Origin of the sequence: Pseudomonas sp. p21, assembly GCF_001642705.1 — a bacterium.
GTDB lineage: Bacteria > Pseudomonadota > Gammaproteobacteria > Pseudomonadales > Pseudomonadaceae > Aquipseudomonas.
In genome coordinates, this window is sequence record NZ_LWBV01000010.1 from 1 (window position 1) to 24889 (window position 24889).

A 24889-nucleotide genomic window follows, 5' to 3' on the forward strand; every position below is an offset into this window, starting at 1 on the left:
CGTTTGTTCCGCAGCCTGAAAACGGAGTGGGTGCCAAGTGTGGGCTACATGAGTGCTGCGCAGGCACAGCAGGACATCGGCAGGTTTCTGATGCAGCGCTACAACTGGGAGCGACCGCATCAGTTCAACGGTGGGTTACCTCCGGCGATTGCCGAGGAAACACGTAATCCGGTCTCCGGGATTAGTTGACCACTACAGAGTGCCCGACCAAGCCTGCAATGACGGCTGGATTCATGCCTGCCATTGGGCACATCGTTGCATTTGTGTGCCTGCAATTGAAAAGGATGCAGTAAAGATCTGGTTTCATCTGCTGGGTCGGGTCTCTGTGGGCATGGGGGTACCTCGTCGAAATCGACTAAAATCTGGGTAGTTGGCCGTGGTGAGGTGAGCTATGCGCTACTCGAAAATCAGACCGTTTTTATGGTGGGCTGGCGCCCTGCAGTTTTTCGCGATCTTGGCGGCCATTGAGCACAGAGCATGGGACGTGGTGTTCATATGCCTGATGGTGATTGCGGTTGGTGTATGGTTTGCCAGGGATGCACAGCGTCTGGAGATTCACAAGCAGCCAAGTACGAAGTAGCCAATAGGGAGAGGCCTGGCACAGAAGCGGCGAGATTCTCCACGCGGCATGGAATAGTCATTATGGTCGTGTTCAGCTGCTTCCTGATTCTCTGGGACGAAAAATTTGCCCGCCTATTGGCAACGTCGTATTCAAGTACAGCAAGCTGCTCGGCCTCTGCTGGTCGCGTCCCGGCTGTACTCCGTCCTGCGCAATGACACCAAAACCCTGGGATGATGATGCTTGCCGTAGGGCTTGTCCCCGCACGCTCCGTTTTCAACGGGTTTGGTGTTGGTGGTCGACGTGAGGCAACAGTTAATCATGGACCGACGTCAGCAATATCAACGCGAGCAGTTAACTAACTTGGGGAGGAGTCCAGATGGTCATGGCTATCTGCCAGTCGCCGTAGTTCGTTTACATCGGCGAACCACGCATGGGATTGAAGGTTTTGAAATGCTTCATATGTCCCGTATCCCCACGCAACCGCGCCGAAGGCGATGCCGGCAGTTGATGCTGCTTCACCATCCGTAGGTTGATCGCCTATATAGATAACCTCTTCTTTTGCCACGCAAAATTTTCGCATGACCCGGCGCAAGCGCGATGCCTTACCGAAAATGGAAGCCCCGTACTCGAAGGCCTGGATATGTCGACAGCTGGAACCCAGGACCTGCATGACATTCTCTCTGGAGTTGGAAGACACTACTGCGAGTATCAATCCCTTCTCATCAAGATGGCTCAACGTATTGGCGATATCCTCAAACAGCTGGATTGAGCCTCGATGCTTCTTCATCAGCCCCATAAAAGTTCGCGCCACTAGAGGTAGCTTCCAGCGAGGCATTCCGATATGAGACATGATCTCCCGAGCCCCCTGCTTGCGTAGAGAGTCCAGCTCTTCTGGTTGGATCCGGTTGAAGGAGTGCTTGTCAGCAATTTGATTGAATACTGAAACGAAGAATGGAAAGGAGTCTGCGAGTGTGCCGTCAAAGTCGAAAATTGCAAGCCGGTATGACATGTAAGGATTCCTTCCTGGAGTGCAGGCAGCCGTATCAAGGGGCTTGCCTGTGCAGGGTGTTCAACTCACCCGATTGGCGGTCGCATTATTCTTGCCCCGGTATCTCCGATCAAGGCAGGGCGGGCGCTTGAACGGAGAATTCTTAGGGAGTACCGGCAAGTCGGGGGCTACCGCAAGCCTGGCTGGCTGAGCTGGGCGATCAGGTCGCCTTGATCGAAGATCCCGATGGGCGCACCGCAGCCGTACTTGGTGAGATGGCCTGTGTGAATGGCGTTGGTGGGGGCCTGAGTGTTTCCTGCTGGTTCATGATTGTAAATGTGTTTACTATATGGCTTCGATAAACGATCCAGGGAGCGCGTCGTGCAAATCAAAGCGTCCGTTGAAATCAATACTGAGCCTGAGCGCGTTTTCCGCCTGTATCAGGACGCTGCCCGCTGGGGCGACTGGGATCCAGAGGTGGCTGGGGCAAGTTTGCCCGATGGTCTGAAGCTTGGATCCAAGGGGTGGCTGAAGCCCAGGAGCGGACCTAAGGCCAACATTCAGATCGTGGAGGTGACGCAAGGCATGTCATTCTCGGTGCAGGCCAGGTTGCCGTTGTGCCGCATGTGGTTCGGGCACAGCTTGTCGTCGAGTAGTGGATCAACTGTTGCAACCCACTGGGTCGAATTCAAAGGCCCTCTGAGCTTTTTGTTTCGATATTTGGTTGGCAGGTCGATTCAGGCTTCGTTGCCTAACACGATGCTAGGTCTCAAGCGTGCCAGTGAAGCCCGAGTGAGCGCACCATGAGTGCAGGCCGTCTGGATACTGATGAAAAGTGGAGTGGATCTGCCTACGCAGGGCCGAGCAGCAGCCCGGGGTTCCGACTCTGGCGCGAATTCCTGGATTGGCAGCGACAACTCAATGCGCTGTTGAATCCACTGGGGCTCACTCAGCCACAGTTCGCGATTCTGGCTGTGTGCGGTTGGTTGACGCGCAATAGTGAGCAGATTACTCAACAGGGTATCGCGAGATTCACCGGCATGGACCGTATGCACATCTCGCAGATCGTATCTCGCTTGGAAAAAGATGGGCTTGTCGAGAAACGGATAGACCCTCAAGATCACCGCGCGAACCTGCTATCACTCAGCAAGGAGGGGCTTGCTCGGTTGCGCATCGCGATGCCGGTTGTTGAAGCGTTCGACACAGCGTTCTTTCATAAAGCCGCGTGCCGAGGTTGAAGGGCTTCTGGAGGTGTTTGCCAAAGGCAAGATTGTCATCCTGGTGCCACACGTTGCTGGTGACTGATGGAGGCAGGTGACATCGTGCTGATCAGAACGATTACACTGCGAAATCAGGCCCATTTCACGGTATAACAATGACGTCACAGTTAACTGTACGGCTCGCCTCGAACAGCGATATCGGCAGGTTGGTCGATCTGGACTCAATCGCCAAGCGAGAACCAATGCGCCGAGCGTTCGTTGCGCAGGCTGTCACTGCCGGCCAATGCTGGATCGCCGCGGAAGCTCGCGATGCGTCGATGGTGCTGGGGTATGGTGTTCTTGACTTTTCGTTCTTTGGACACGCATTCATCCCCCTCATTATGGTGAGGGACTCGCAGCGCCGTCATGGCGTCGGTTCCGCCATCCTCCGCACCCTGCAATCCCAGTGCGGGGCCGCAAAATTGTTCACGTCGACAAATGCCTCCAATGAACCGATGAAAAAACTGCTCGGAAAGTTCGGCTTCATAGAGAGCGGTTATGTCGAGAATCTGGATGAGGGCGACCCCGAGATAATTTTTGTGAAGCACTACCCCTGATATCGTCGAAAGTTCGCGGAAGAGGCGGGTAGCGCGTACCGGTGTCTCGGGGGCGCGCACCAGTCGATCGGCTCGATGATGTAACCGTTCTGTCATGCCCGGGTCTTCATAGTTGATGCCGTCGGCACGCATCCACGACGCGGCAAAAGTGCCCACCCCTGATCAACAGGCCCGAACAGTGTGTTCAGACGCGTGACGGCGCCGGCCTGGTATCCCTCGAAAGCATCAGCCGGTTGGTCCGGGGGACTGCTATCTGCCCGTCGTGCTCGCTGGGCATGCTGGTTGCCCGTGAAAGTAAGGTCGAAACGTGCTTTCAAATTACGGGATCAGGCGAGCATTTCGAAGGAAAATTTCCAAAGCGTGTATAGTGGGATTCGGGCCTTTTTCCTGGCCCTGGACCGAGGTAACAACCATGCACCCGACCTTTTCTCCAGAAACGCAGCGTGCACATCGGCGCTTGAGCGAGCAAATTGAGCTGTTCATTCGTGGCGGTGGCAATATCGAACAGATTCCCGCTGGCGTGAGCGGAACATCAGCACTCAAGCCGAAGAACTCATGGGCAAGCGAGCGCACTGCAAAGGCATGAGGCATGCAATCTACACCGAAACGCAGCTGAATCATGCCTCCATGGAAATGCCCGGCTACAGGCTGGGCATTTCCAGGAACATCTGAATTTAACCCATCATCAAGAGCCTGGATTGCAAGCTGTGATTCTGGAATCTTTGTGCAAGCGACCGCGTGTCGATTGTCGCCATGGGTGCATCCTCTTCTGGGCCAATGCTGGCCCGGTGGTATGGATCGCTGGAGCGACATGTATGTGCACGGTGCCAAGGCCATCGAGAACCCGCCCGAACATTGAACGTAGCTTGTATGCAGCACCTGGCGGCGGCTCACCGCCAAGCGGCACCTGATGTAAGAAAAAACGCAGCCATCAGGTGAAGCAATTCACCGCTATCCCGATGCGGCCTGCGCTTTGGATACAGGGCATCGGGATGTCTTGCCGGCTCCCTCGGCTCAGGCATGGATCAGCGCAAGGTCGCTGATGATGCAGATCGAGCCGTCATCGGCGGGCGTCGTATCGGTGTAGTCCACCTGGTTGTAGACCCCGCCGTGGAACTCGAATAGCCGCGAAGCCCAGGTGCTGTCGAACCGTAGATCGCCGGATGAACCGGTCACCCCGTTGCACTTGGCCGTAACGGTGACCACGCCTGCCGAGGTAGCGTGGATGCTCACCTCGAACTTTGCCCCCAGCGGGACACCCTTCAGCACCGTCGAGTTTATCGGGTCAGTCTGGTTGTAGGTCCGCCGAAACCCCAGGGTGATTTCGCCTTTCTTCCAGAACACCTTCACGGGCGGGCTGTCGTCTCCAAAGACGTGCATCTGCGCGATGACCACCTTCTGCGCCCAGTTGACTTTGGTCAGCGTCATTGTCTGGCGGTTCCAGTGATCCTGGGCGCTGTTCAGGGGCCAGTATTCCGTTTCTGACCACTCGCAACGGGTCCTGTGGGTGCTTTTGCTCGAAGCGCCTTTGGTGGGGGCAAACAACTGAATCGAACCATCGCTGAGCACTGTCACATAGCTCGGGTATTGAGCGATCGCTTCAGTGCCGGTGAGTTCGATCGCTACGGGGCTGATCGACGACTCGGCTACAGGAACGGCGATGGTGAGGTTGCTGATATTTACGCTCATGGGAGGCTCCTGAATAAAAATGGCGGTTTGCGCTGCAGCAGCACGGTGGCGGCTGTCGAAGTGAAATTTAGCCATTCGCTAAATGACGGTCAATAGCTTAAGGCTAAATTTATTTCGCTTGGCGACAAATTACCTGTTGGCGAAAATTTTCCGCAGCGGGGGCTTTACGCTTGATTTGGCGGTGGGATAAGCTTTCCTTGAATACTGTACGAATATACAGCAGTCAGGATAAGAATATGTCTAAGCACGTGAAGTCGACGCCCCATCAGCGCCAGGAAATGACCGGAATAGAGCGGCTGAGCTTGCGGGTGTCAGCGATGATCAACCACCCGCTCGCGCAGACGCAGCGCTGGGTAACAGTGCATCGTCTGGATACCGATGGTGATGCCGAGTGGGAGGAGGTGATGGGCCTGCTGGCCGAGACGCCCGAGCTGGCGCTGACCTTCAACGACGACGAGAGTGTGACGGTGCGCTGGGAGCGCAGCAGCATGGAGGAACGCGACGACTTTGTCGTCGAGCAGGACAGCGAACAGCAGATTGAGGAGGCGGCACCTTTCTGAGTATCGGAAAAAGCTCGCTCCAACAGGTACGGTGCAAGCCTCGAGCAGAGAACGGTCCGCGTACCCTGTGGGAGCGGCTTCAGCCGCGAAGAATCCAACGCGGTGCATGGCACCGGCTGCGCCGGTGTTCGCGGCTAACGCCGCTCCCACAGGGGGCCCTGCTGATTCAATGAGTCATGTGCAGTTCCATGAGGGCCGGGCTTGCCCGCCAAAGGCCACAAGACAGCCCAATTGGGTGAGTGAACGGCTTACGTCGTCGTGATGGGTTTCGCTTTACACAAGGTGCGCATTCCACACCAGCAGCACCCTGGCCTGGATGTAGGTCTCTTCCCGACGAATCATGCGGTCCTTGTGCCGCGAGTTGTCGGAAATCATCTCAAAGTGGTCCTCGTCAGCAATCTGCAGCCGCTTGATGTAGATGTGGTCACCCCAGGAGAAGAAGTAGATTCCATCGCCGACGAACTCGCGGATGCTGACGTCCACGATCAGTGGGTCGCGGTGCTTGATGGTCGGTTCCATCGACTGGCCCCAGCCGGTCACCATCTTCAGGTGGTGGTGCTCGCTGAACTCCACGCCCAGCTCGCGCAGGTGGCTTGGGCTGACGCGAACATCCTTGAACATCTCGGGGTAGTCGTGGGGGATCTGCCCGCCGCCCATGGCCGCCCGGACGTCATAGTGGGCAATCCAAACTTCGTCGCCCACCAGGCCTGGCCGAACAGGTTCAGCCTTTACCAGCGTCGAGTCTGCCGGCTCCTCGGCGGCGGCCAATAGCCTTTGCCGGGTTTCTTCGGGGATGCCTTTGCCGCTTCTGGCAAGCATCTGCTTGACCAGGTCGGCAGCGGAAAGCTTGCTGTCGCCAGACTCGACTGGCGCCTGCGCCAAGTCGCCCGCTGCCATTGCGTCGAACCACCCCCGCGGCAAGCCTTCGATGCCCTCGATTCTGCGGGCCACGTCATCGCCCAGGTTCTTCGCTGTCTTGTCCGAAAGGATCTGGCTCAGGTGCGCAGGCGCCATCCCCCAGCGCTCTGCGCAGGATCCCTTTCTCTGGTTGCCGATCAGCTTGACCAGGTTGTGCTTGCGAATTTCATAGATGTCCATGAGGCGAAGCATGCCAGTGTTTAGCTTACTGCTAAATGTGCGAAGGGCTAAATTTATCTTGTTGCGATGTTAGCTTCAAGCTAAATTAATTATGCAGACAAGGGAAGCCACCGAGAGGTCGTTCTCCGGGGCTTACGACATCACCATCCGTAATGAGGTTTTCATGGATCCGACTGACCTCGGCCCAGGCACCGTCACCTGGCTGGGCGGAACAGGCACCGTGTTGCTGGGCGCATTCCTCTGGCTGCGCAAGTGGCTGTCCAGGGATGCGGCTGACCGTGCCATGGACACTGCTGATATTGGCGTGGTCCGGCGCCTGAACGAGCTGCTCGATATCGAGCGTGACGCCCGAAGAGAAGCGCAGGCCAGGGCCGATCAGTTTGCCAAGGAGCGCAATGAGCTGGTGGTAACCATAGGGCGCCTGGAAGGCAAGATCGAAGCGCTGACCAGTCGGCGCGGCCATCTGCCCCGGCAAGTCACCGTCCAGGGCGAGGGGATCGCCCGCCTGCGCGGGAAGCAAGGTGAGTGAAGGCGGCCCGCAAGACAGATTCTGTCCACGCCCATGCTATGGGCTGTTTCTGTGTGGAGACAACATGGCTCGATCAGACTCTGCCGCTGCCGGGGGGCTCGATCTCACAGGCGCCACACAACTCTCGGCAAGCAAAAAAAGACCCGCCAGATAGGCGGGCCAGAAGGGCGTAGGGAGCAACGCACAACAAATACGGGTCAGGCGACCAGGGTGCCTGGTTGCAACTGTTCGACCAGGGCCTGGGCCGAGGCCAGGGTCGGCATCGGGCCGCTTACGGCTTCGCCGTTGCGCACCAGATACCAGCAAGCCAGCAGGCCCTGCTCACGCAGTGAGGTGGGGACGGCGCTGCCGACAACGGACATGATCTGGATAGTGGCCATGTGGACCTCCTGTAAACATGGCCCTACCTTACGCAGCAGCCGCGGCGGTTTGAAATTAACTTCCTCGATAGTGGTCATTGGTTCCATCAACATCTACCAGCGCGGCGGGCCGTAATACACCGGAGGCGGGCCATAGTAGGTGCGGTAGCCCGGGGGCGGTGGCGCCGGCACGTAGTACGGCTGGTAGTACACCGGTGGTGGCGGTGGTTGCACGTACACCGGCTGTGGCGCGTAATAGACTGGCTGGCGCTCGACGTACACGGTACGGTCGCGTCCGCCATAAACCGTCGCCCCGAACACGGCACCAACCACGGCCGCACCCAGCAGCGGGCCCGGGCCATACCAACCACCATGACCATGGCCGCCGTGGGCGACAGCGGACCCGCTGATGGCCAGGGCACCGACCAGCAGGGCGATTCCGGGAATGTGACGGTTCATGAAGCAACCCTCGCAAGAACACCCCAAGTGTGGGGTCCTATTACTATGACTCCACTCTCTGTCAGCTGAGCACAGGGGAACGGTAAAGGTTGTGTAAGGGACGACCAGTGGTTGTCTCTGTTACGCTGCACAAACGTTTCAGTTATGACAAAGGAGCAGGTTATGTCGACAACTCCCAGCAGAGACACCGTGCTGTGCATCTCCCTGGCCGGCCGCCCTGGCACCTTCGGTGTGCGGTTCCATAACCACCTGTACCAGCAGCTGGGCCTGGACTTCTACTACAAGGCCATGCGCACCGATGACCTGCCGGCGGCGGTGGCAGGTATCCGCGCTTTGGGTATCCGCGGTTGCGGGGTGTCGATGCCGTACAAGGAAGCCTGCATGGCCCTGGTCGACGAAATTGACCCGTCGGCGGCGGCCATCGAGTCGGTCAATACCCTGGTCAATACCAATGGCCACCTGAAGGCCTACAACACCGATTACCTGGCCGTGCGCCAGTTGCTGGAACAGCACCAGGTCGACCCGACAACGGCGTTTGCCTTGCGCGGCAGTGGCGGCATGGCCAAGGCTGTGGCCAGTGCCTTGCGCGATGCCGGGTTCGCCGAAGGCATCATCGTTGCGCGTAATGAGCAGGCTGGGCGGCAGCTGGCGGATGTGTGCGGTTATCGCTGGGTACGGGAGCTGGGGGACCTGTGCCCGCCCATGCTGGTGAACGTGACGCCGATCGGCATGGCGGGCGGGCCGGAGGCCGAGGCGCTGGCATTTTCCGAGAACGCCATCGCTGCGGCGGAGCGGGTGTTCGATGTGGTGGCGATGCCGGCGCACACACCTTTGATCCGGCGGGCGCAGGCGTTGGGCAAGCCGGTAATTACCGGGCTGGAGGTGATTGCGCTGCAGGCGCTGGAGCAGTTCGTGCTGTACACCGGGGTGCGGCCGACACGGGCGCAGGTGGAGGCGGCGGTGGCGTACGCCCGGGATATCTGATTACTCCTGTGCCGGCCCTTTCGCGGGCCTGCCCGCTCCCACAGGTACTGCACAGATTTCAGATTCTGTGAGGTTCCTGTGGGAGCGGGCAAGCCCGCGAAGAGGTCGGCACAGGCATTAACAAGGTCAGAACACCTTGTGTCCTTCATCCAGCTGCTGGTCGACCAGCGCCCGGCCATGGGCCAGCGACACATGCTGCGCATTCTCAAGGTCGGAGAAGAACTTCATCGGCATCGACATGCGCTTGCTGGTGTGCCCGTCGGGGTCGGTGATCAGGCACCCGGCGGCATAGGGCAGGGGGGAGTCGGGGTGGGGCATCACGCTGGCGGTGATGGTGTGCTTGCGGTATTCACAGTGAAGAGATTGCATCGTCCTTACCTCGCTGTGGCATGTGAAGCAGTTACCTTCATATACCACAGCAAGGGGCCGGGAGTTCCCGGCCCGACGAGTGAGCCGCGATGAACGCTTAGCCTTTGAGCTCGGTCGGCTGGATGACTTCGATCCAGTAACCGTCCGGGTCCTTGATGAAGGCCAGGTAGTTCATGCGCCCATCCTGCAGGCGTTTCTGGAAGGGCACGTCCAGTGCCTCGAAGCGCGCGCAGGCTGCGCGTACGTCCGGTACCGAGACGCAGATGTGGCCGAAGCCGCGTGGGTCGGTGTTGCCATTATGGTAGGCGAACTCGGCATCGTTTTCGGTGCCGTGGTTGTGGGTCAGTTCCAGCACGCCGGGGATCGACTTCATCCACTGGTGACGTTCGCCGTCATCGGCAGGGATCTGCGCAGGGTCGACCAGGGCCAGGAAGTACAGGCTGAAGGCAGCTTCGGGGAAGTCGCGCTTGTCCACCAGGCGGAAGCCCAGCACGCGGGTGTAGAAGTCCAGGGACTTCTCGATGTCCTTGACCCGCAGCATGGTGTGGTTGAAGACGAACTGGGCGGTGGCGGCATCCGGTTGTGCGGTGACGCCAGGCAGGGTTTGCAGATCGTGCAGGCTCATGGGAACTCCTGAGACGGGGCCGGGCGCAGGGCGCCGGCAAAACAGACAGGCTGGCCATGATACGGCAGTGCGCCGATTGCGCAAATGAAAGCGCCCTGCACGAGGCAGGGCGCCGGAATTAGAGGCCCGCATGTGCGGGCGCGTGATGGGGTCGCTAGTCCTTTAGCTGTCTCGATACTGAGCCAGCCCTTGTGAAAAAAGTGTGAAGTGCGTGTGGACGTTTCATCAGCGTACCCAGCTTTCTACAGTGGCGGCTCCGTACTGTTCTTTCCAGGCCTTGAGGCCGCGGTGGTTGCCGCCTTTGGTCTCGATCCGCTCGCCGGTGTGCGGGTTGGTGTAAACCTTCACCACGCGCGGGCGGCGCTGTTGCTTGGGTGCTGCACTGGAAACCCGGGCCACGGCCTTCGGGTCGAGGATGGCGATGATATCGCGCAGGCTCTTGTCATAGCTTTTCATCAGGCCGACTAGTTTCTGCTCGAATTCGATTTCGCGTTTGAGGCCGGCATCCTTTTTCAACGCTTCCAGTTGCGCCATCTGTTCCTGGAGCGCTTTTTCGGCAGCACGAAACTCTGCAAGTCTGGACACTGTAATCACTCCTGTACGTCGGTCGTGGCAAGGCGTGACGAACATTGAAGAAGAATAAAAACGCCGGCCACGCGGGTGGGTTCCGCTGTTCGCTGATATCGAGTGTAGTCATTCGTGGGTACTGGGTAAACTGCAAACTTTTTGTAAGTAAGCCGGGAACTTTCCTAGTTTTGCGTGCGGTATTTCCCTGTTTTTTCGCGGTTGCCTGGTTGCGCGCCTAGACCATGGTCCAATGGCTCGTGCCAGAGCCTTTGCGCGATCATCATCAGATGATGGCCGGCTATTGTTCGGTCCCCTCGCAGTACCGTGGCCAGCACGTGCCACAGGTTGTTTACCCGCCTTGATTCTGGATGTTTTCTCGCATGTTTGCCCCTTTTCCCCTCGCCCCCGGGCGTCGTGTTGCCGGCCTGTTCCTGTTGTGTGCCGGCGTCAATGCCCAGGCCGCCGGTTTTCTTGAAGACAGCAGTGCCAAGGTCGAAGCACGCAATGTCTATTTCAACCGGGATTTTCGTGACGGCCACAGCAGTTCCAGCCAGGGTGCGTCCAAACGCGAAGAATGGGCACAAGGCTTCATCCTCAATGTGCAGTCAGGTTATACCCAGGGGCCGGTAGGTTTTGGCGTGGATGCGCTGGGCATGTTCGGCTTCAAACTTGACTCCAGCCCGGCTGACAGTAACAGCGGCCTGCTGCCGTCTTCCGGTCACGACCCGCGGCACTCGGCGGACCAGTACGCGAAGATGGGCCTGGCGGCCAAGGCCAAGGTTTCCAATACCGTGCTCAAGTACGGTTCGATGATGCCGGATGTGCCGTTGCTCAAGTACAACGATGGCCGCCTGCTGCCAACCATGTTCCATGGCGCCATGCTCACCTCCGAAGAAGTGCGCGACCTGAAGTTCACCCTGGCCCGTCTGGACAAGTACACCGCACGGGATTCCACCGACCGCCAGGACATTCGCGTGCATTGCAAGAACAAGCGCTATGCCTGCGATATCGAGGCTGACCACTTTGACCTGGCCGGCGTCGATTACCGTTTCAACGAGCGGTTCAGTGCCCAGTACCAGGTGGCCAAGCTGGAGAACATCTACCGCCAGCACTTCCTCGGCCTGGTGGCCAGCCAGCCGTTGACGGTGGGCAGCCTGTCGGCCGACCTGCGCTTGATCAAGAGTGATGACATCGGCAATGCCCGCGCCGGCGAAATCGACCATCGCGCGTTCAGCGGCATGCTCGGCTACAGCCTGGGTGGCCACAAACTCAGTGCCGGCTGGCAGCGCATGTATGGCGACAGTGCCATGCCATACCTGGATGGCACCAACCCGTACCTGGTCAACTATGCCCAGGTCAACGACTTCGCCGCCGCCCAGGAACGCTCCTGGCAGGTGCGTTATGACTATGACTTCAAGGCCTTGGGTGTGCCCGGCCTGACCTTCTTCACCCGTTACATCAACGGTGACAATATCAAGGTGCCAGGCAGCACGGCCGAAGGCAAAGAGTGGGAACGCGACACCGAGTTCAAGTACCAGGTGCAAAGTGGCACATTCAAGGACGTCAGCGTGCGCCTGCGTAATTCCACTTACCGCAGCAACTATGAAAAGTGGGCGCGTGACATGGACGAGACACGGGTCATTGTCAGCTACAACTTCTCCATCTTCTAACGGGTCGCTTTGCCAAATACCGGCAGCCACCTGACAATGGCTGCTGGTTCCCGCAAAGGGCTGGGCAATGAAAGACCTGTTGTTGATCGGCATCGGCCCGGGAGACCCGCGCCAGGTCACCTATGAGGCGGTCGATGCGCTGCGTCAGGCCAGTGTGTTCTTCGTGCTGTGCAAAGGCAGCGACAAGAACGAACTGGTGCGCCTGCGCAAGGCCATCCTGCAACGCTATCGCCCCGAGGGTGGCTACCGCCTGGTGCAGGTGGCCGACCCTGCACGCGATGGCCGGGCGGATGACTACCTGGGCGCGGTGCAGGATTGGCACCGGCAGCGTGCGGCGCTGTATGCCCAGCTGATCGAGCAGGAGATTGGCGTTGGGGAAACCGGTGCTTTTCTACTGTGGGGCGAGCCGACGCTGTACGACAGCACACTGCGCATTCTTGACTTGGTCCGTGAGCGCGGTGTGGCGCTGCGGCTGCAGGTCATTCCGGGGATCAGCAGCGTGCAGGCCTTGGCGGCGCGTCATCAGGTGCCGCTCAACCGTATCGGTGAGCCGTTGACCGTGTTGCCAGGGCGGCGCCTGGCCGGGCAGGGGCAGATCGACAATGTGCTGGTGATGCTAGATGGGCAGTGCGCGTTTGCCCGGCTCGATGACCCGGCGCTGATGATCTACTGGGGCGCGTACCTGGGGACCGAGGATGAGGTGCTGATTGCCGGGCCGTTGCAGGCGGTGAAGGCGCAGATACTGGAAGTGCGTGAGCGGGAGAGGGCGCGCAAGGGGTGGATCATGGATACCTACCTGTTGCGCAGGGAGCTGTAGTCAGCTACATCCTGTGCCGGCCTCTTCGCGGGCTCGCCCGCTCCCACAGGTATTCCACTGCACTCAGCAACTGTGGTGACCCTGTGGGAGCGGGCAAGCCCGCGAAGCAGGCGCCGCAGTTTTCAAGGGTTACCCAGAATGGCCTGCACTTTCTCCCGCAACTGGTCGATACCGAACGGCTTGCCGATCAGGTGCATGCCCTCCGGCACGTCGACGCTGTCGGCATAGCCACTGGCGAACAGCACCGGCAACAGCGGCCGCAGTTCGCGCGCCTTGGCTGCCAACTCTTCGCCGCGCATGTCCGGCAGCCCCACGTCGGTCATCATCAGCGCCAGCTCCTGGCCCGGGTCCTCGAGAATGCACAGCGCCGCGCTGGCATGCTCCGCCTCGATGACCGCGTAGCCCAGCTCGTCGAGCACTTCGACCATCAACATGCGTACGATGTCGTCGTCTTCGACTACCAGAAGGTGCATGGTCAGGATCCTGTGCAAAATGAATGTCTTTAATCTGTGCACCGGACGGCAGCAGAAGTTCCCGAGAATACCGGGCCCGGCAATCAGATGGAACGATTGGCGCACGCCGCCTTCAAATACTGGCTAAATGCCCTGCCAGACCCGGCAAAGCTGGTTAGACTCGCTTGACAGGGACGACACAGTGGCAGATGACGACAACAACTGATCCGCCACACCTTTTAATGGACTTTTCTAGCTCGGGCGTTCTCACATGATGCAAGCAGCCTTGATGGACCAGCGAAGCTTCCGCAAGTTGTTGAGCCGCAACGTCGGCCTACCCCTGGGGGTGGGCCTGCTGGGGGCCGTGGCCTTTGTCGCGGTGATCAACTACCTGCTTTCGGCCATGCAGTGGGTCGAGCACACCGACCAGGTGATCGGCAGTGCCAACGAAACGGTCAAGTTGTCGATCGACATGGAGACCGGCATGCGTGGCTTCCTTCTCACCGGCGAGGAGCGTTTCCTCGACCCCTACGAAGTGGCCAGGCCGCGCATCCTCGGCAGCCTGCAGAGCCTGCGCGGCATGGTCGAGGACAACCCGCAACAGGTCGAACGCATCGACCGGCTGATCGCCCTGCAGCAGGCCTGGAACGCCTTCGCCAACGAGATGATCGCCCTGCGCCGCAGCCAGGGTGATTACCGCGCCGCGATCGGCAGCGGCCGCGGCAAGCGCCTGACCGATGAGATCCGCAAGGAGTTCGACAGCCTGATCGGCAGCGAACAACAGCTGCGTATGGCACGTAACCAGAAGGTCAGCAATGTAACCATCACGGTCATATCGTCCTTCGTGCTGTTCATCGTCGGCCTCAGCGCCTTGCTGGCCTACCTCGGGCGGCGCGACCTGCTGGCGTTGTCGGCTACCTATGACGAAAACCTCAAGGCCCAGCAGCGCTCGGCCGAGCGCCTGGAGCACCAGGCCTGGCTGCGCAACGGGCAGACCCAACTGGCCGAGCAGGTGCTGGGCCAACTGACCCTGCCCATGCTCGGTGACAACATCCTGCGTTTCTTCGCCAGTTACCTGGGCTGCGTGGTTGGCGCGTTGTACGTACGCGACGAGCATGGCCGCCTGGTGCGTATGGCCAGCTATGGCCTGGATGCGCAGGAACAGGCCCGCGAGCAGGTGTTGGGCGATCACGAGGGCCTGCTGGCTCAGGCCGTGCGCGAAGCGCGGGTGCTGCGCCTGGAAGACTTGCCCGAAGACTATTTCCACCTCAGCTCCGGCCTGGGCCGGGGCCTGCCGCGCAGTGCCCTGCTTATGCCGGCGAGCAACGACGGGCAGGTCAACGGCGTGCTGGAGCTGGGCTTCCTGCGGCCGTTGCAGGCGCGTGACGAGGAACTGCTGCAGCGGGTCGCTGGCAACCTTGGCATCTCCATCGAAAGCGCTCGCTACCGGCAGCGCCTGCAGGAAGTGCTGGCCGAGACCCAGCAACTGAACGAAGAGCTGCAAGTGCAGCAGGAAGAGCTGAAAACCGCCAACGAAGAACTGGAGGAGCAATCCCGCGTGCTGAAGGAGTCCCAGGCTCACCTGGAAACCCAGCAGGCGGAGCTGGAGCAGACCAACGAGCAGCTGTGCGAGCGCACCGAGGCGCTGGACCGCAAGAACGACGAACTGCTCCAGGCCCAGGACGAGCTGCAGGCGCGCGCCGAGGAGCTGCAGCGTTCGAGCAAGTACAAGTCCGAGTTCCTCGCCAACATGTCCCACGAGTTGCGCACACCGCTGAACAGCTCGCTGATCCTGGCCAAACTGCTGGCGGAGAACGGCGAGGGCAATCTCAGCGACGAGCAGGTCAAGTTCGCCGAATCCATCTACTCGGCCGGCAACGACCTGCTCAGCCTGATCAATGACATTCTCGATATCGCCAAGGTGGAGGCCGGCAAGCTCGAAGTGCGCCCCGAAAGCACCCAGTTGGAACGCCTGGTCGAAGGCCTGCGTGGCATGTTCGAGCCGTTGGCCGGGCACAAGGGCCTGGCCTTCGAGGTGACTGCCGAGGCGCAGGTGCCGGCCACGCTGTTCACCGACCGCCAGCGCCTGGAGCAGATCCTCAAGAACCTGCTGTCCAACGCCATCAAGTTCACCGAGCGCGGCCAGGTCAGCCTGAATATCGGTTATCAGCCCGGCACCGGCATCGTCTTTGCCGTGCGCGATACCGGCATTGGCATCGCCGCCGACCAGCAGCAGGCGATCTTCGGCGCCTTCCACCAGGTCGATGGCACCAGCAACCGCCGTTATGGCGGCACCGGCCTGGGCCTGTCCATTTCCCGCGACCTGGCACACCTGCTGGGCGGGCAGATCAGCGTCGACAGCAGCCCCGGCCAGGGCAGCGTGTTCAGCCTGATCCTGCCGGAGCGCTATGAGCGTGTGGCGCAGGATATCCAGGCGGTCAGCCTGCGCCCGGCGGTCGATAGCCTGCCACCCGCGCCGCAGGCACAGGTGCCTGCGGCGCCGAAACGCCCGGCACCAGCGTTCGCCGACGACCGCGAGCGCGCGCCGTTCGGCAACCGCTGCATCCTGGTGATCGAGGACGAACCGAACTTCGCCCGCATCCTCTTCGACCTGGCCCACGAGCTGGGTTACAGCTGCCTGGTGGCGCAGGGCGCCGACGAGGGCTTCGAGCTGGCCGCCCAGTACATCCCCGATGCCATCCTGCTGGACATGCGCCTACCCGACCATTCCGGCCTGACCGTGCTGCAACGCCTGAAGGAGCAGGCCAGCACCCGGCACATCCCGGTGCATATCATTTCCGTGGAAGACCGGGTCGAGGCGGCCATGCACATGGGCGCCGTCGGCTACGCGGTCAAGCCCACCAGCCGCGAACAACTCAAGGAAGTGTTCGCCCGCCTGGAGGCCAAGCTGACCCAGAAGCTCAAGCACATCCTGCTGGTGGAGGACGACGACCTGCAGCGCGAGAGCATTGCCCGCCTGATCGGCGACGACGATGTCGAGATCACCGCCGTGGCCATGGCCCAGGATGCCCTGGCGTTGCTGCGCGATAACATCTACGACTGCATGATCATCGACCTCAAGCTGCCGGACATGCTCGGCAACGAACTGCTCAAGCGCATGACCGCCGAGGACATCCGCGCCTTCCCGCCGGTGATCGTGTATACCGGGCGCAACCTGACCCGCGAAGAAGAAGCCGACCTGCTCAAGTACTCGCGCTCGATCATCATCAAGGGCGCCCGCTCGCCGGAGCGCCTGCTCGACGAAGTGACGCTGTTCCTGCACAAGGTCGAGTCGCAACTGTCCAACGAACGCCAGCGCATGCTCAAGACCGCGCGCAGCCGCGACAAGGTATTCGAAGGCCGCAAGGTGCTGCTGGTGGACGATGACGTGCGCAACATTTTCGCCCTGACCAGCGCGCTGGAGCACAAGGGCGCGATCGTCGAAATCGGCCGCAACGGCCGCGAGGCCATCGAGCGCCTGGAGCAGCATGACGACATCGACCTGGTGCTGATGGATGTGATGATGCCGGAAATGGACGGCTTCGAGGCCACCCGGTTGATCCGCCAGCAACCGCGCTGGCGCAAGCTGCCGATCATTGCCGTGACCGCCAAGGCGATGAAGGATGACCAGCAGCGTTGCCTGCAGGCCGGCGCCAACGATTACTTGGCCAAGCCGATCGACCTGGACCGCTTGTTCTCGCTGATCCGTGTGTGGCTGCCGCAACTGGAGCGAATTTGACTAGCGAACGTAACACCGATATCGAAATCCGCTTGCTGATCGAGGCCATCTACCTCAAGTACAGCTACGATTTCCGCAACTATTCTGGCGCCTCAATCAAACGCCGGATCCTGCATGCGCTGCGCCAGTTCGAATGCCTGACGGTGTCGGCGCTGCAGGAGCGGGTGCTGCACGACCCCGGCATGTTCATGCAGTTGCTGCAGTACCTGACGATCCCGGTCAGCGAGATGTTCCGCGACCCGGGGCACTATGTGGCGCTGCGCAACGAAGTGGTGCCGCTGCTGCGCACCTGGCCGTCGATCAAGGTATGGATTGCCGGTTGCAGCACGGGCGAGGAGGTGTATTCGATGGCCATTCTGCTGCGCGAGGAGGGCCTGCTGGAACGCACTATCATCTACGCCACCGACATCAACCCGCATTCGCTGGACAAGGCCAAGCAGGGCATCTACTCGATGAAGAACATGCGCGAGTACGCCGAAAACTATCGTATCGCCGGTGGCCGGCGCGACTTTGCCGAGTACTACACGGCGGCCTACGGCAATGCCATCATGGACAGCACCCTGCGCGACAATGTGACGTTCGCTGACCACAGCCTGGCCACCGACAGCGTGTTTTCCGAAACCCAGCTGGTGTCGTGCCGCAACGTGCTCATCTACTTCAACAAGGAACTTCAGGACCGCGCCCTGGGCCTGTTCCATGAGTCCCTGTGCCACCGCGGCTTCCTGGTGCTGGGCAGCAAGGAATCGGTGGACTTTTCCGCCTACAGCGAGCGCTTCGAGCCGCTGGTCAAGCCCGAACGGATCTACCGCAAAGCATGAACGGCGTGCGCGCGGTGGTGATCGGCGCCTCGGCGGGCGGCGTGACGGCGCTGCTCACCGTGCTGGGCGCGTTGCCGGCCAGCGTCACCATCCCGGTGGTATGCGTGCTGCACCTGCCGGATGGCCGCCACAGCCAACTGGCCGAGGTGCTGCAGCGCCGCCTGCAGCGGCCAGTGTGCGAGGCCCGTGACAAGCAGCCGCTGCTCGCCGGGCAAATATACGTGGCCGGGCCAGGTTACCACCTGTCGGTGGAGCGTGACCTGACCCTGTCGCTGAGCCAGGAGCCGCCGGTGCATTTTTCCAGGCCGGCGATCGATTACCTGTTCATGTCGGCGGCCGATGCCTACGGTGCCGGCCTGCTGGGCATGCTGCTCACCGGTGCCAATGAGGATGGTGCCGAAGGCCTGGCCTATATCAAGCACAATGGGGGCCGGACTGTGGTCCAGGACCCTTGTGACGCACAGGTGGCGCTGATGCCGGAGGCCGCCCTGGCCCTGCACCAGCCCGACCATATTCTTACTCTGAGTGGCATCGAGCGGTTGCTCGCCGCCCTGGAACCCAGCGCATGCCAAGCCACACCATCGCCAAACTGCTGATCGTCGACGACCTGCCAGATAACCTGCTGGCCCTCGACGCCCTGATCCAGGGCGAAGGCCGCGAGGTGCACCAAGCCCAGTCGGCCGAGGCAGCGTTGTCGCTGTTGCTCGAGCACGAGTTCGCCCTGGCCATCCTCGACGTGCAGATGCCGGGCATGAACGGTTTCGAGCTGGCCGAGCTGATGCGCGGCACGGAAAAGACCCGCAACATCCCCATCGTGTTCGTCACCGCCGCCGGGCGCGAGATGAACTACGCGTTCAAGGGGTATGAAAGCGGTGCGGTGGACTTTTTGCACAAGCCGCTCGACACCCTGGCGGTAAAAAGCAAGGTGTCGGTGTTCGTCGACCTGTACCGCCAGCGCAAGGTGCTCGACCGCCAGTTGCAAGCCCTTGAACGCAGCCGCCAGGAGCAGGAACTGCTGCTGACCCAGCTGCAAAAGGCGCGGGGTGAACTGGAGCATGCCGTGCGCATGCGTGATGATTTCATGTCGATCGTGTCCCACGAGGTGCGCACCCCGCTCAATGGCCTGATCCTGGAAACCCAGCTGCGCAAGCTGCACCTGAAGCGTGGCAACTTGGCCGCCTTCAGTGGCGACAAGCTGCAGGCCATGGTCGAGCGCGACGAGCGGCAGATCAACAGCCTTATCCGCCTGGTCGAAGACATGCTCGATGTGTCGCGTATCCGTACCGGTAAACTGTCGCTGCGGCCCAAAGCGTTCGACCTGGGCCAACTGGTGCGTGGCCTGGTGGAGAACTTTGCTGCCCAGGCCTCCGCATTGGGCACCCATATAGAGTTGCAACGCTGCGAGCCGCTGCAGGGCGAGTGGGACGAGTTTCGCATCGAGCAGGTGCTGGCCAACCTGTTGTCCAATGCCTTGCGTTATGGCGAGCGCAAGCCAGTGCAGGTGCGGGTGTTCGAGCAGGACGGCCTGGCGTGCGTGCAGGTGCAGGACCATGGCATTGGCATCTGCGCAGCTAACCAGCAGCGCATCTTCCAGCAGTTCGAGCGGGTCGCCACCCAGCGGGCCAGTGGTGGGTTGGGCCTGGGGCTCTACATATCGGAACAGATCGTCCAGGCCCACGGCGGGCGCATATTGGTCGAGAGTGAAGAGGGCAAAGGCGCCACCTTCACTTTGCAACTGCCACTGGCAACCTACGAACAACAAAACGACCAGGCACGGGCAACCTCTGCCTGAGCCTGGGGTCTGATGGCCAGGTGTAAGTATTCAAGGCGTTGACATGAGTGAAGATGCACAAGATGTGGTACTGGTCGTCGAGGACGAACCGGCGATTCGCATGATTCTGCGTGATTACCTGGCAGGCGAGGGCTACCACGTGCTGGTGGCCGAGGATGGCGAGCAGGCGTTCGCGATCCTGGCGAGCAAGCCGCACCTCGACCTGATGGTGACGGACTTCCGCTTGCCGGGCGGAATTTCCGGGGTGGAGATTGCCGAGCCGGCGGTGAAGTTGCGGCCGGACCTGAAGGTGATCTTCATCAGCGGCTACCCGGCGGAGATTCTCGAGTCAGGCAGCCCGATCACCCGCAAGGCACCGATCCTGGCCAAGCCGTTCGACCTGGATACCTTGCACGAGCAGATCCAGGCACTCCTGCGCTGACTGTGTTTGCCTCTTCGCGGGCGCGCCCGCTCCCACAGGTCCTGTGCAAACCTTGAAGCCTGCGGGTTTCCTGTGGGAGCGGGCAAGCCCGCGAAGAGGCCGGTACAGGCTAGCGCAGGGTCCGCTCCAGCCCACCCACCAGCATGTTCTCCATCAGCCCCAGCCCCTGCTCTTCGGGCAAGGCCTTCAACATCCCCGGCAACTGGTTCAGCAGCGTCGCCACCACATGCGCCGTGGCCACCAGAGCCTGCCCCTGCAACTTCGCCTGCGGTGCGATCAACCTCAGCAACCCTGCCTCATAGCGCTTGCGCAACAAGGCCAGACGCGCCTGCTGGTCGTCGTTCAGGCAACAGAAGTCACGCTCCGCCAGGCGAAACTGCATGGGCCGCTCGGCATGCAGCTGCCAGTGCGCGGCAATCAGGCAGCTCAACGCCGACGCCCCGCGAGCCATGGCCCGGCGCCCTTGGTCCAGGGTGGCCTGCAACTCCTCGTACAACTCCTCGATCAGGTCGTACAACAAGTCCTGCTTGCTGGGGAAGTGATGGTACAGCGAGCCCGCGGTCAGCCCCACATGGGCCGCCAGCTCGCGCATGCTGACCTGGCCAAAGCCCTTTTCGGCAAACAGCGCCATGGCCCGGTCACGTCGCTCTTCAAAGTTGGCACAGCGCATCGCGGCATTGACCGGGGGCATGGCGTTCGCTCCTCAGTAGGTGAAGAAACCGCGGCCGCTCTTGCGCCCCAGCCAACCGGCCGCGACCATTTCCTTGAGCAGCGGGGCAGGGCGGTACTTGCTGTCGTTGAAGCCTTCATGGAAGGCCTCCATGATCGCCAGCAGGGTGTCCAGGCCGATCAGGTCGGCCAGGGCCAGCGGGCCGATTGGCTGGTTGCAGCCCAGGCGCATGCCGGTGTCGATGTCCTCGGCACTGGCCAGGCCTTCCTGGCGCACGAAGATCGCTTCGTTGATCATCGGCACCAGGATGCGGTTGACCACGAAGCCCGGGCGGTTGCCAGCGGTGATCGGGGTCTTGCCGACTTTTTCGGTTACCACCAGCGCCTGGGCGTAGGTGCTGTCGCTGGTCTGCAGGCCGCGAATGATCTCGACCAGCGCCATCATCGGCACCGGGTTGAAAAAGTGCACGCCAATGAAACGCTCGGGGTGCTCGATGCTGGCTGCCAGCTGGGTGACCGACAACGACGAGGTGTTGGTGGCGATCAGGCAGTCGGCGGCGACGTTGGCGGCTACCTGCTGCAGGATGCGCTGCTTGAGCTGCAGGTTCTCGGTGGCGGCCTCGATCACCAGCTGCGCGCCGCTCAGCTGGGTGTAGTCGGTGCTGGTGCGAATGCGGGTCCGGGCGGCTGCCGCCTTGTCGGCGTCGAGGGTGCCTTTGCTGACCTGGCGCTCGAGGTTCTTGCTCAAGGTGGCCACGCCGCGCTCCAGCGCTGCGTCGGAAACGTCCACCAGCAGCACCTGGTAGCCGGCCACCGCACACACCTGGGCAATGCCGTTGCCCATGGTGCCGGCGCCGATCACGGCAATCTGTTCAATGCTCATGTGTCAGGCTCCCTCAGACGCGCTCGAAGACCACGGCGATGCCTTGGCCACCGCCGATGCACATGGTGGCCAGGGCATAGCGGCCCTGGATGCGCTGCAGCTCATGGATGGCTTTGGTGGCGATGATCGCGCCGGTGGCACCCACCGGGTGGCCGAGGGAAATACCCGAGCCGTTGGGGTTGACCTTTTCCGGGTCGAAGCCCAGTTCGCGGGCCACGGCGCAGGCCTGGGCGGCGAAAGCTTCGTTGGACTCGATCACATCCAGGTCCTGTACCTTCAGGCCGGTCTTCTCCAGCACCTTGCGGGTGGCCGGGATCGGGCCAAGGCCCATCAGTTCAGGCTCGACGCCGGCATGGGCGTAGCCCACCAGGCGTGCCAGCGGCTTCAGGCCCAGGCGGCGTACCGCATCACCACTGGCCAGTACCAGGCCGCCAGCGCCGTCGTTGATGCCACTGGCGTTGCCGGCGGTAACGGTGCCGTCTTTTTTGAATACTGTCTTCATCCCCGCCAGTTGCTCGGCGGTCACCTCGCCACGCACATGCTCGTCGGTGCTGAATTGCACGCTGCCCTTGCGGGTTTTCAGTTCCAGCGGAACGATCTGGCTGGCGAAGCGGCCTTCGGCAATGGCGCGGGCGGCGCGGCGCTGGCTGGTCAGGGCCAGTTCGTCCTGCATTTCGCGGGTAATGCCGTGCTTGGCCGCAACGTTTTCGGCAGTGATGCCCATATGGAAGTGTTCGAACGGGTCCTGCAGCACGCCGACGGTGTAGTCGATGCCTTGCAGGTCACCCATGCGTGCGCCCCAGCGTGCCTGCGGCAGCAGGTACGGGCCACGGCTCATGGATTCGGCGCCGGCCGCCACGGCCACGTCGGTGTCGCCCAGCAGCAGGCATTGGGCCGCCGAGACGATGGCCTGCAGGCCCGAGCCGCACAGGCGGTTGACGTTGAATGCCGGGGTTTCCTTGGGGATGCCGGCGTTCATTGCCGCTACACGGGCCAGGTAGGCGTCGCGCGGTTCGGTGGGGATCACCGTGCCCATCACCAGGTGGCCGACTTGCTCGGCGGCCACGCCCGAGCGCTCGATGGCGGCACGGGTGATCGCGCTGGCCAGGTCGGCCAGCGGCAGGTCCTTGAGGGAACCGCCAAAGCCACCAATGGCTGAACGGACGGCACTGACGACGTAGATTTCTGCGCTGCTCATAGGGGCTCCGATTGCGAAGGCATGGCGGGACGGGGCCAGGCTCTGCGAGAATGGCCGGCGATCCCGGAGTGGGTCCGAGTCTAGGCAAAGGCTCTGTTGCAGCCTATGCCGGAACTGTTCAAACAACCTGGCACTTTTTGCCACTCAGCATAGACAGCGAAAACCGCCATGCGCGATAGCGATTCGGTCGCCGTGTACTTCCTCAATGCCATGCTCCATGCCCTGCGCGATTGCCCCGCCGAACGCGATGCGCAGCTGCGTGCGGTGGGCATCGACCCGCAACTGCTCGAGCAGCCCCAGGCCCGTGTACCGGCCAGAGCCTTCGCCCAGCTGTGGCTGGCGCTGATCCAGCGCCTGGACGACGAGTTTTTCCGTCTCGACAGCCACGGCATGCCGCCGGGCAGTTTCGCCCTGATCTGCCGGGGCCTGATCCTGGAGCCGAACCTGGAGAAAGCCTTGCGCCAGTGCATGGCTGGTTTCGGCCTGTTCCTGCGTGACTTGCGCGGCAGCCTGACGGTGCGCGGCGGGCGGGCGCTGATCAGCGTGCAGTCGAGCATTGCCGACCCGCTGACCCGGGTGTATGCCGAGGAAACCTACCTGGTGCTGATGATTGGCATGCTGTGCTGGCTGGCCGGGCGGCGGATCGCCATCGACCGCACCGAGCTGGCGGTGTCGCGCCCGGCCCAGGAGGACGACCTGCTGCTGTGGGGGCCGGACCTGCGCCTGGGCAGCGGGCGCACCGAAGTGGAGTTCGACAGCGCCTACCTGCGCCTGCCAGTGGTGCAGGACCTGGCGGCCCTGAAAACCTTCCTGCGCAGCGCGCCCCAGGGGCTGGTGATTCGCTTTCGCAACCAGAACGGGCTGGTGGCCGAGGTGTACCGGCACCTGCGGGCGCGGCGCTATGGGCAGTGGCCGACGCTGGCGGCGCTGGCGCAGCAGCAGGGGGTCAGTGCCAGTACTTTCCGTCGGCAGCTGGAGCGGGAGGGGCGTTCGTACCAGCAGATCAAGGATGAGGTACGCCGGGCAATGGCCTTCGAGCGGTTGCGCGAAGGGGAGTTGAGCATTGCCGAGATTGCCGAGCAGACGGGGTTTCAGGAGCCCAGTGCGTTTCACCGGGCGTTCAAGAAGTGGACCGGGCAGAGCCCCGGGAGCTACCGGGCGCGATTGGCCGGGCGGTAGCCTTTACCTGCACCGGCCCTTTCGCGGGCTTGCCCGCTCCCACAGGTACAGCACAGCTTTCAGGCTCTGTGAGATCCCTGTGGGAGCGGGCAAGCCCGCGAAGAGGCCGGCACAGGCTCCGATCAATGATCAGGCCGGCACCATGGCAAACCCGACCCCGAAGCGGTTCCAGGCATTGATGGTGGCAATTGCCAAGGTCAGGTTGGCCACCTCGGCCGGCTCGAAGTGTTGCTGCAAGGCCTCATATTCCGCCTGCGGCGCGCCGTGCTCGGGCAGCCGGGTCAGGCTTTCCACCCAGGCCAGGGCGGCACGTTCGCGCGGGGTGAAGTAGGCGGTATCCTGCCAGACGCACAAGGTCTGCAGGCGTGCCTCGGTCTCACCGGCCTTGCGCGCATCGTTGGCGTGCAGGTTGACGCAGTAGGCGCAGCCGTTGATCTGCGAGGCCCGCAGGCGCACCAGCTCCAGCAGGGAATTCTCCAGGCCGCTCTTGGCCAGGGCCTGCTCCAGGCCGACCATGGCTTTGTAGGCTTCGGGGGCGTGCTTGGCCCATTCGATACGGTTATGCATGGCTGTCTCCAAAGGGTGAGGGGAGGGATGGCGCTACTGTAGCGCCGCCCGTTGGCCTGCCCGATAGCCAATCACGCGC

The 24889-nt window shown here is 61.7% G+C and carries 29 protein-coding genes; 16 read left to right on the forward strand and 13 right to left on the reverse strand.

Translation table 11 applies throughout. The features are described from left to right. The coding region (locus A4C63_RS23795) for an integrase core domain-containing protein (RefSeq protein WP_156510922.1) at positions 1-189 on the forward strand (189 nt) is incomplete at its 5' end. A 728-nt stretch (positions 190-917) separates the two neighbouring features. Here the strand turns inward: A4C63_RS23795 and A4C63_RS23805 are convergent. Beyond that, positions 918-1571 (reverse strand): HAD hydrolase-like protein, encoded by a 654-nt coding sequence (locus A4C63_RS23805; RefSeq protein ID WP_063914895.1) that lies wholly within the window; start codon positions 1569-1571, stop codon positions 918-920. A gap of 360 nt (positions 1572-1931) precedes the next feature. Here A4C63_RS23805 and A4C63_RS23810 point away from each other — a divergent pair, with 360 nt between their 5' ends. From A4C63_RS23810 to A4C63_RS26620, 4 genes are all read left to right on the forward strand, one after another. Beyond that, the gene (locus A4C63_RS23810) at positions 1932-2357 is read left to right on the forward strand and encodes an SRPBCC family protein (RefSeq protein WP_063915016.1); all 426 of its coding nucleotides are present in this window, start codon (positions 1932-1934) and stop codon (positions 2355-2357) included. Beyond that, a complete protein-coding gene (locus A4C63_RS23815; protein WP_063914896.1) occupies positions 2354-2788 on the forward strand; it encodes a MarR family winged helix-turn-helix transcriptional regulator in 435 nt (144 codons plus the stop codon). Before A4C63_RS23810 ends, A4C63_RS23815 begins: the two co-directional genes overlap by 4 nt. A gap of 299 nt (positions 2789-3087) precedes the next feature. Next, positions 3088-3366: an N-acetyltransferase gene (locus A4C63_RS26905; protein ID WP_256202975.1), complete on the forward strand. Its 279-nt coding sequence runs from the start codon at positions 3088-3090 to the stop codon at positions 3364-3366. A gap of 412 nt (positions 3367-3778) precedes the next feature. Then, on the forward strand, positions 3779-3952 hold the full coding sequence (locus tag A4C63_RS26620; RefSeq protein ID WP_172827554.1) for a hypothetical protein: 174 nt from the start codon (positions 3779-3781) through the stop codon (positions 3950-3952). Between the two features lie 428 nt (positions 3953-4380). Here the strand turns inward: A4C63_RS26620 and A4C63_RS23825 are convergent, their stop codons facing one another. Continuing rightward, entirely contained in the window at positions 4381-5055 is a 675-nt protein-coding gene (locus tag A4C63_RS23825) for a polysaccharide lyase family 7 protein (RefSeq protein WP_063914898.1), read from the reverse strand. A gap of 236 nt (positions 5056-5291) precedes the next feature. Between A4C63_RS23825 and A4C63_RS23830 the strand changes: the two genes are divergently transcribed. Continuing rightward, positions 5292-5615 (forward strand): DUF1654 domain-containing protein, encoded by a 324-nt coding sequence (locus A4C63_RS23830; RefSeq protein ID WP_063914899.1) that lies wholly within the window; start codon positions 5292-5294, stop codon positions 5613-5615. Positions 5616-5888: 273 nt separating this feature from the next. On the opposite strand, the gene A4C63_RS23835 is transcribed toward A4C63_RS23830, so the two are convergent. After that, the gene (locus A4C63_RS23835; protein ID WP_063914900.1) at positions 5889-6713 is read right to left on the reverse strand and encodes a S24 family peptidase; all 825 of its coding nucleotides are present in this window, start codon (positions 6711-6713) and stop codon (positions 5889-5891) included. A 163-nt stretch (positions 6714-6876) separates the two neighbouring features. Between A4C63_RS23835 and A4C63_RS23840 the strand changes: the two genes are divergently transcribed. Continuing rightward, positions 6877-7242 carry a hypothetical protein gene (locus A4C63_RS23840; RefSeq protein ID WP_063914901.1) on the forward strand — a complete coding sequence of 122 codons (366 nt, stop codon included), beginning with the start codon at positions 6877-6879 and terminating at the stop codon, positions 7240-7242. Positions 7243-7439: 197 nt separating this feature from the next. On the opposite strand, the gene A4C63_RS23845 is transcribed toward A4C63_RS23840, so the two are convergent. Both A4C63_RS23845 and A4C63_RS23850 read right to left on the reverse strand, forming a co-directional pair. Then, complete coding sequence (locus A4C63_RS23845; protein WP_028613209.1) at positions 7440-7622, reverse strand: hypothetical protein; 183 nt, start codon at positions 7620-7622, stop codon at positions 7440-7442. Between the two features lie 93 nt (positions 7623-7715). Continuing rightward, on the reverse strand, positions 7716-8060 hold the full coding sequence (locus tag A4C63_RS23850; protein ID WP_063914902.1) for a hypothetical protein: 345 nt from the start codon (positions 8058-8060) through the stop codon (positions 7716-7718). Positions 8061-8222: 162 nt separating this feature from the next. Between A4C63_RS23850 and A4C63_RS23855 the strand changes: the two genes are divergently transcribed. Beyond that, the gene (locus A4C63_RS23855) at positions 8223-9044 is read left to right on the forward strand and encodes a shikimate 5-dehydrogenase (RefSeq protein ID WP_063914903.1); all 822 of its coding nucleotides are present in this window, start codon (positions 8223-8225) and stop codon (positions 9042-9044) included. Between the two features lie 126 nt (positions 9045-9170). Here A4C63_RS23855 and A4C63_RS23860 read toward each other — a convergent pair whose 3' ends face one another. The 3 genes from A4C63_RS23860 to A4C63_RS23870 all read right to left on the reverse strand — a co-directional run bounded on the left by A4C63_RS23860 (position 9171) and on the right by A4C63_RS23870 (position 10623). After that, positions 9171-9413, reverse strand: a complete 243-nt coding sequence (locus A4C63_RS23860) for a hypothetical protein (protein WP_063914904.1) — start codon at positions 9411-9413, stop codon at positions 9171-9173. Between the two features lie 97 nt (positions 9414-9510). Next, the gene (gloA, locus tag A4C63_RS23865; RefSeq protein ID WP_063914905.1) at positions 9511-10038 is read right to left on the reverse strand and encodes a lactoylglutathione lyase; all 528 of its coding nucleotides are present in this window, start codon (positions 10036-10038) and stop codon (positions 9511-9513) included. Positions 10039-10263: 225 nt separating this feature from the next. Beyond that, positions 10264-10623 (reverse strand): histone-like nucleoid-structuring protein, MvaT/MvaU family, encoded by a 360-nt coding sequence (locus A4C63_RS23870; protein ID WP_063914906.1) that lies wholly within the window; start codon positions 10621-10623, stop codon positions 10264-10266. Positions 10624-10985: 362 nt separating this feature from the next. On the opposite strand from A4C63_RS23870, the gene A4C63_RS23875 reads away from it, so the two are divergent. Then, complete coding sequence (locus tag A4C63_RS23875; protein WP_063914907.1) at positions 10986-12275, forward strand: OprD family porin; 1290 nt, start codon at positions 10986-10988, stop codon at positions 12273-12275. Between the two features lie 67 nt (positions 12276-12342). Then, positions 12343-13092, forward strand: a complete 750-nt coding sequence (gene cobF / locus A4C63_RS23880) for a precorrin-6A synthase (deacetylating) (RefSeq protein ID WP_063914908.1) — start codon at positions 12343-12345, stop codon at positions 13090-13092. A gap of 122 nt (positions 13093-13214) precedes the next feature. Here cobF and A4C63_RS23885 read toward each other — a convergent pair whose 3' ends face one another. Then, the gene (locus A4C63_RS23885) at positions 13215-13565 is read right to left on the reverse strand and encodes a response regulator (protein ID WP_063914909.1); all 351 of its coding nucleotides are present in this window, start codon (positions 13563-13565) and stop codon (positions 13215-13217) included. Positions 13566-13815: 250 nt separating this feature from the next. On the opposite strand from A4C63_RS23885, the gene A4C63_RS23890 reads away from it, so the two are divergent. Genes A4C63_RS23890 through A4C63_RS23910 form a run of 5 tightly spaced genes read left to right on the forward strand, consistent with a single transcriptional unit; the run spans position 13816 to position 20314 of the window. Beyond that, a complete protein-coding gene (locus A4C63_RS23890; RefSeq protein ID WP_063914910.1) occupies positions 13816-17283 on the forward strand; it encodes a response regulator in 3468 nt (1155 codons plus the stop codon). Continuing rightward, the gene (locus tag A4C63_RS23895; protein WP_063914911.1) at positions 17280-18101 is read left to right on the forward strand and encodes a protein-glutamate O-methyltransferase CheR; all 822 of its coding nucleotides are present in this window, start codon (positions 17280-17282) and stop codon (positions 18099-18101) included. The genes A4C63_RS23890 and A4C63_RS23895 overlap by 4 nt, the downstream gene beginning before the upstream one ends. Continuing rightward, positions 18098-18697 carry a chemotaxis protein CheB gene (locus A4C63_RS23900; RefSeq protein WP_063914912.1) on the forward strand — a complete coding sequence of 200 codons (600 nt, stop codon included), beginning with the start codon at positions 18098-18100 and terminating at the stop codon, positions 18695-18697. Before A4C63_RS23895 ends, A4C63_RS23900 begins: the two co-directional genes overlap by 4 nt. Further along, positions 18667-19893, forward strand: a complete 1227-nt coding sequence (locus A4C63_RS23905) for a hybrid sensor histidine kinase/response regulator (RefSeq protein ID WP_063914913.1) — start codon at positions 18667-18669, stop codon at positions 19891-19893. The genes A4C63_RS23900 and A4C63_RS23905 overlap by 31 nt, the downstream gene beginning before the upstream one ends. 43 nt (positions 19894-19936) lie before the next feature. After that, complete coding sequence (locus A4C63_RS23910) at positions 19937-20314, forward strand: response regulator (protein ID WP_009686481.1); 378 nt, start codon at positions 19937-19939, stop codon at positions 20312-20314. A gap of 109 nt (positions 20315-20423) precedes the next feature. Here A4C63_RS23910 and A4C63_RS23915 read toward each other — a convergent pair whose 3' ends face one another. The 3 genes from A4C63_RS23915 to A4C63_RS23925 are packed head-to-tail and all read right to left on the reverse strand — an operon-like array spanning position 20424 to position 23064. Further along, positions 20424-21005: a TetR/AcrR family transcriptional regulator gene (locus A4C63_RS23915; protein WP_063914914.1), complete on the reverse strand. Its 582-nt coding sequence runs from the start codon at positions 21003-21005 to the stop codon at positions 20424-20426. Positions 21006-21017: 12 nt separating this feature from the next. After that, positions 21018-21866: a 3-hydroxybutyryl-CoA dehydrogenase gene (locus A4C63_RS23920; RefSeq protein WP_063914915.1), complete on the reverse strand. Its 849-nt coding sequence runs from the start codon at positions 21864-21866 to the stop codon at positions 21018-21020. A 13-nt stretch (positions 21867-21879) separates the two neighbouring features. Next, complete coding sequence (locus A4C63_RS23925; RefSeq protein ID WP_025338698.1) at positions 21880-23064, reverse strand: acetyl-CoA C-acyltransferase family protein; 1185 nt, start codon at positions 23062-23064, stop codon at positions 21880-21882. A gap of 168 nt (positions 23065-23232) precedes the next feature. On the opposite strand from A4C63_RS23925, the gene A4C63_RS23930 reads away from it, so the two are divergent. Continuing rightward, on the forward strand, positions 23233-24243 hold the full coding sequence (locus tag A4C63_RS23930; protein WP_063914916.1) for an AraC family transcriptional regulator: 1011 nt from the start codon (positions 23233-23235) through the stop codon (positions 24241-24243). Between the two features lie 129 nt (positions 24244-24372). Here the strand turns inward: A4C63_RS23930 and A4C63_RS23935 are convergent, their stop codons facing one another. Further along, complete coding sequence (locus A4C63_RS23935) at positions 24373-24810, reverse strand: carboxymuconolactone decarboxylase family protein (protein ID WP_063914917.1); 438 nt, start codon at positions 24808-24810, stop codon at positions 24373-24375. Positions 24811-24889: the final 79 nt, after the last annotated feature.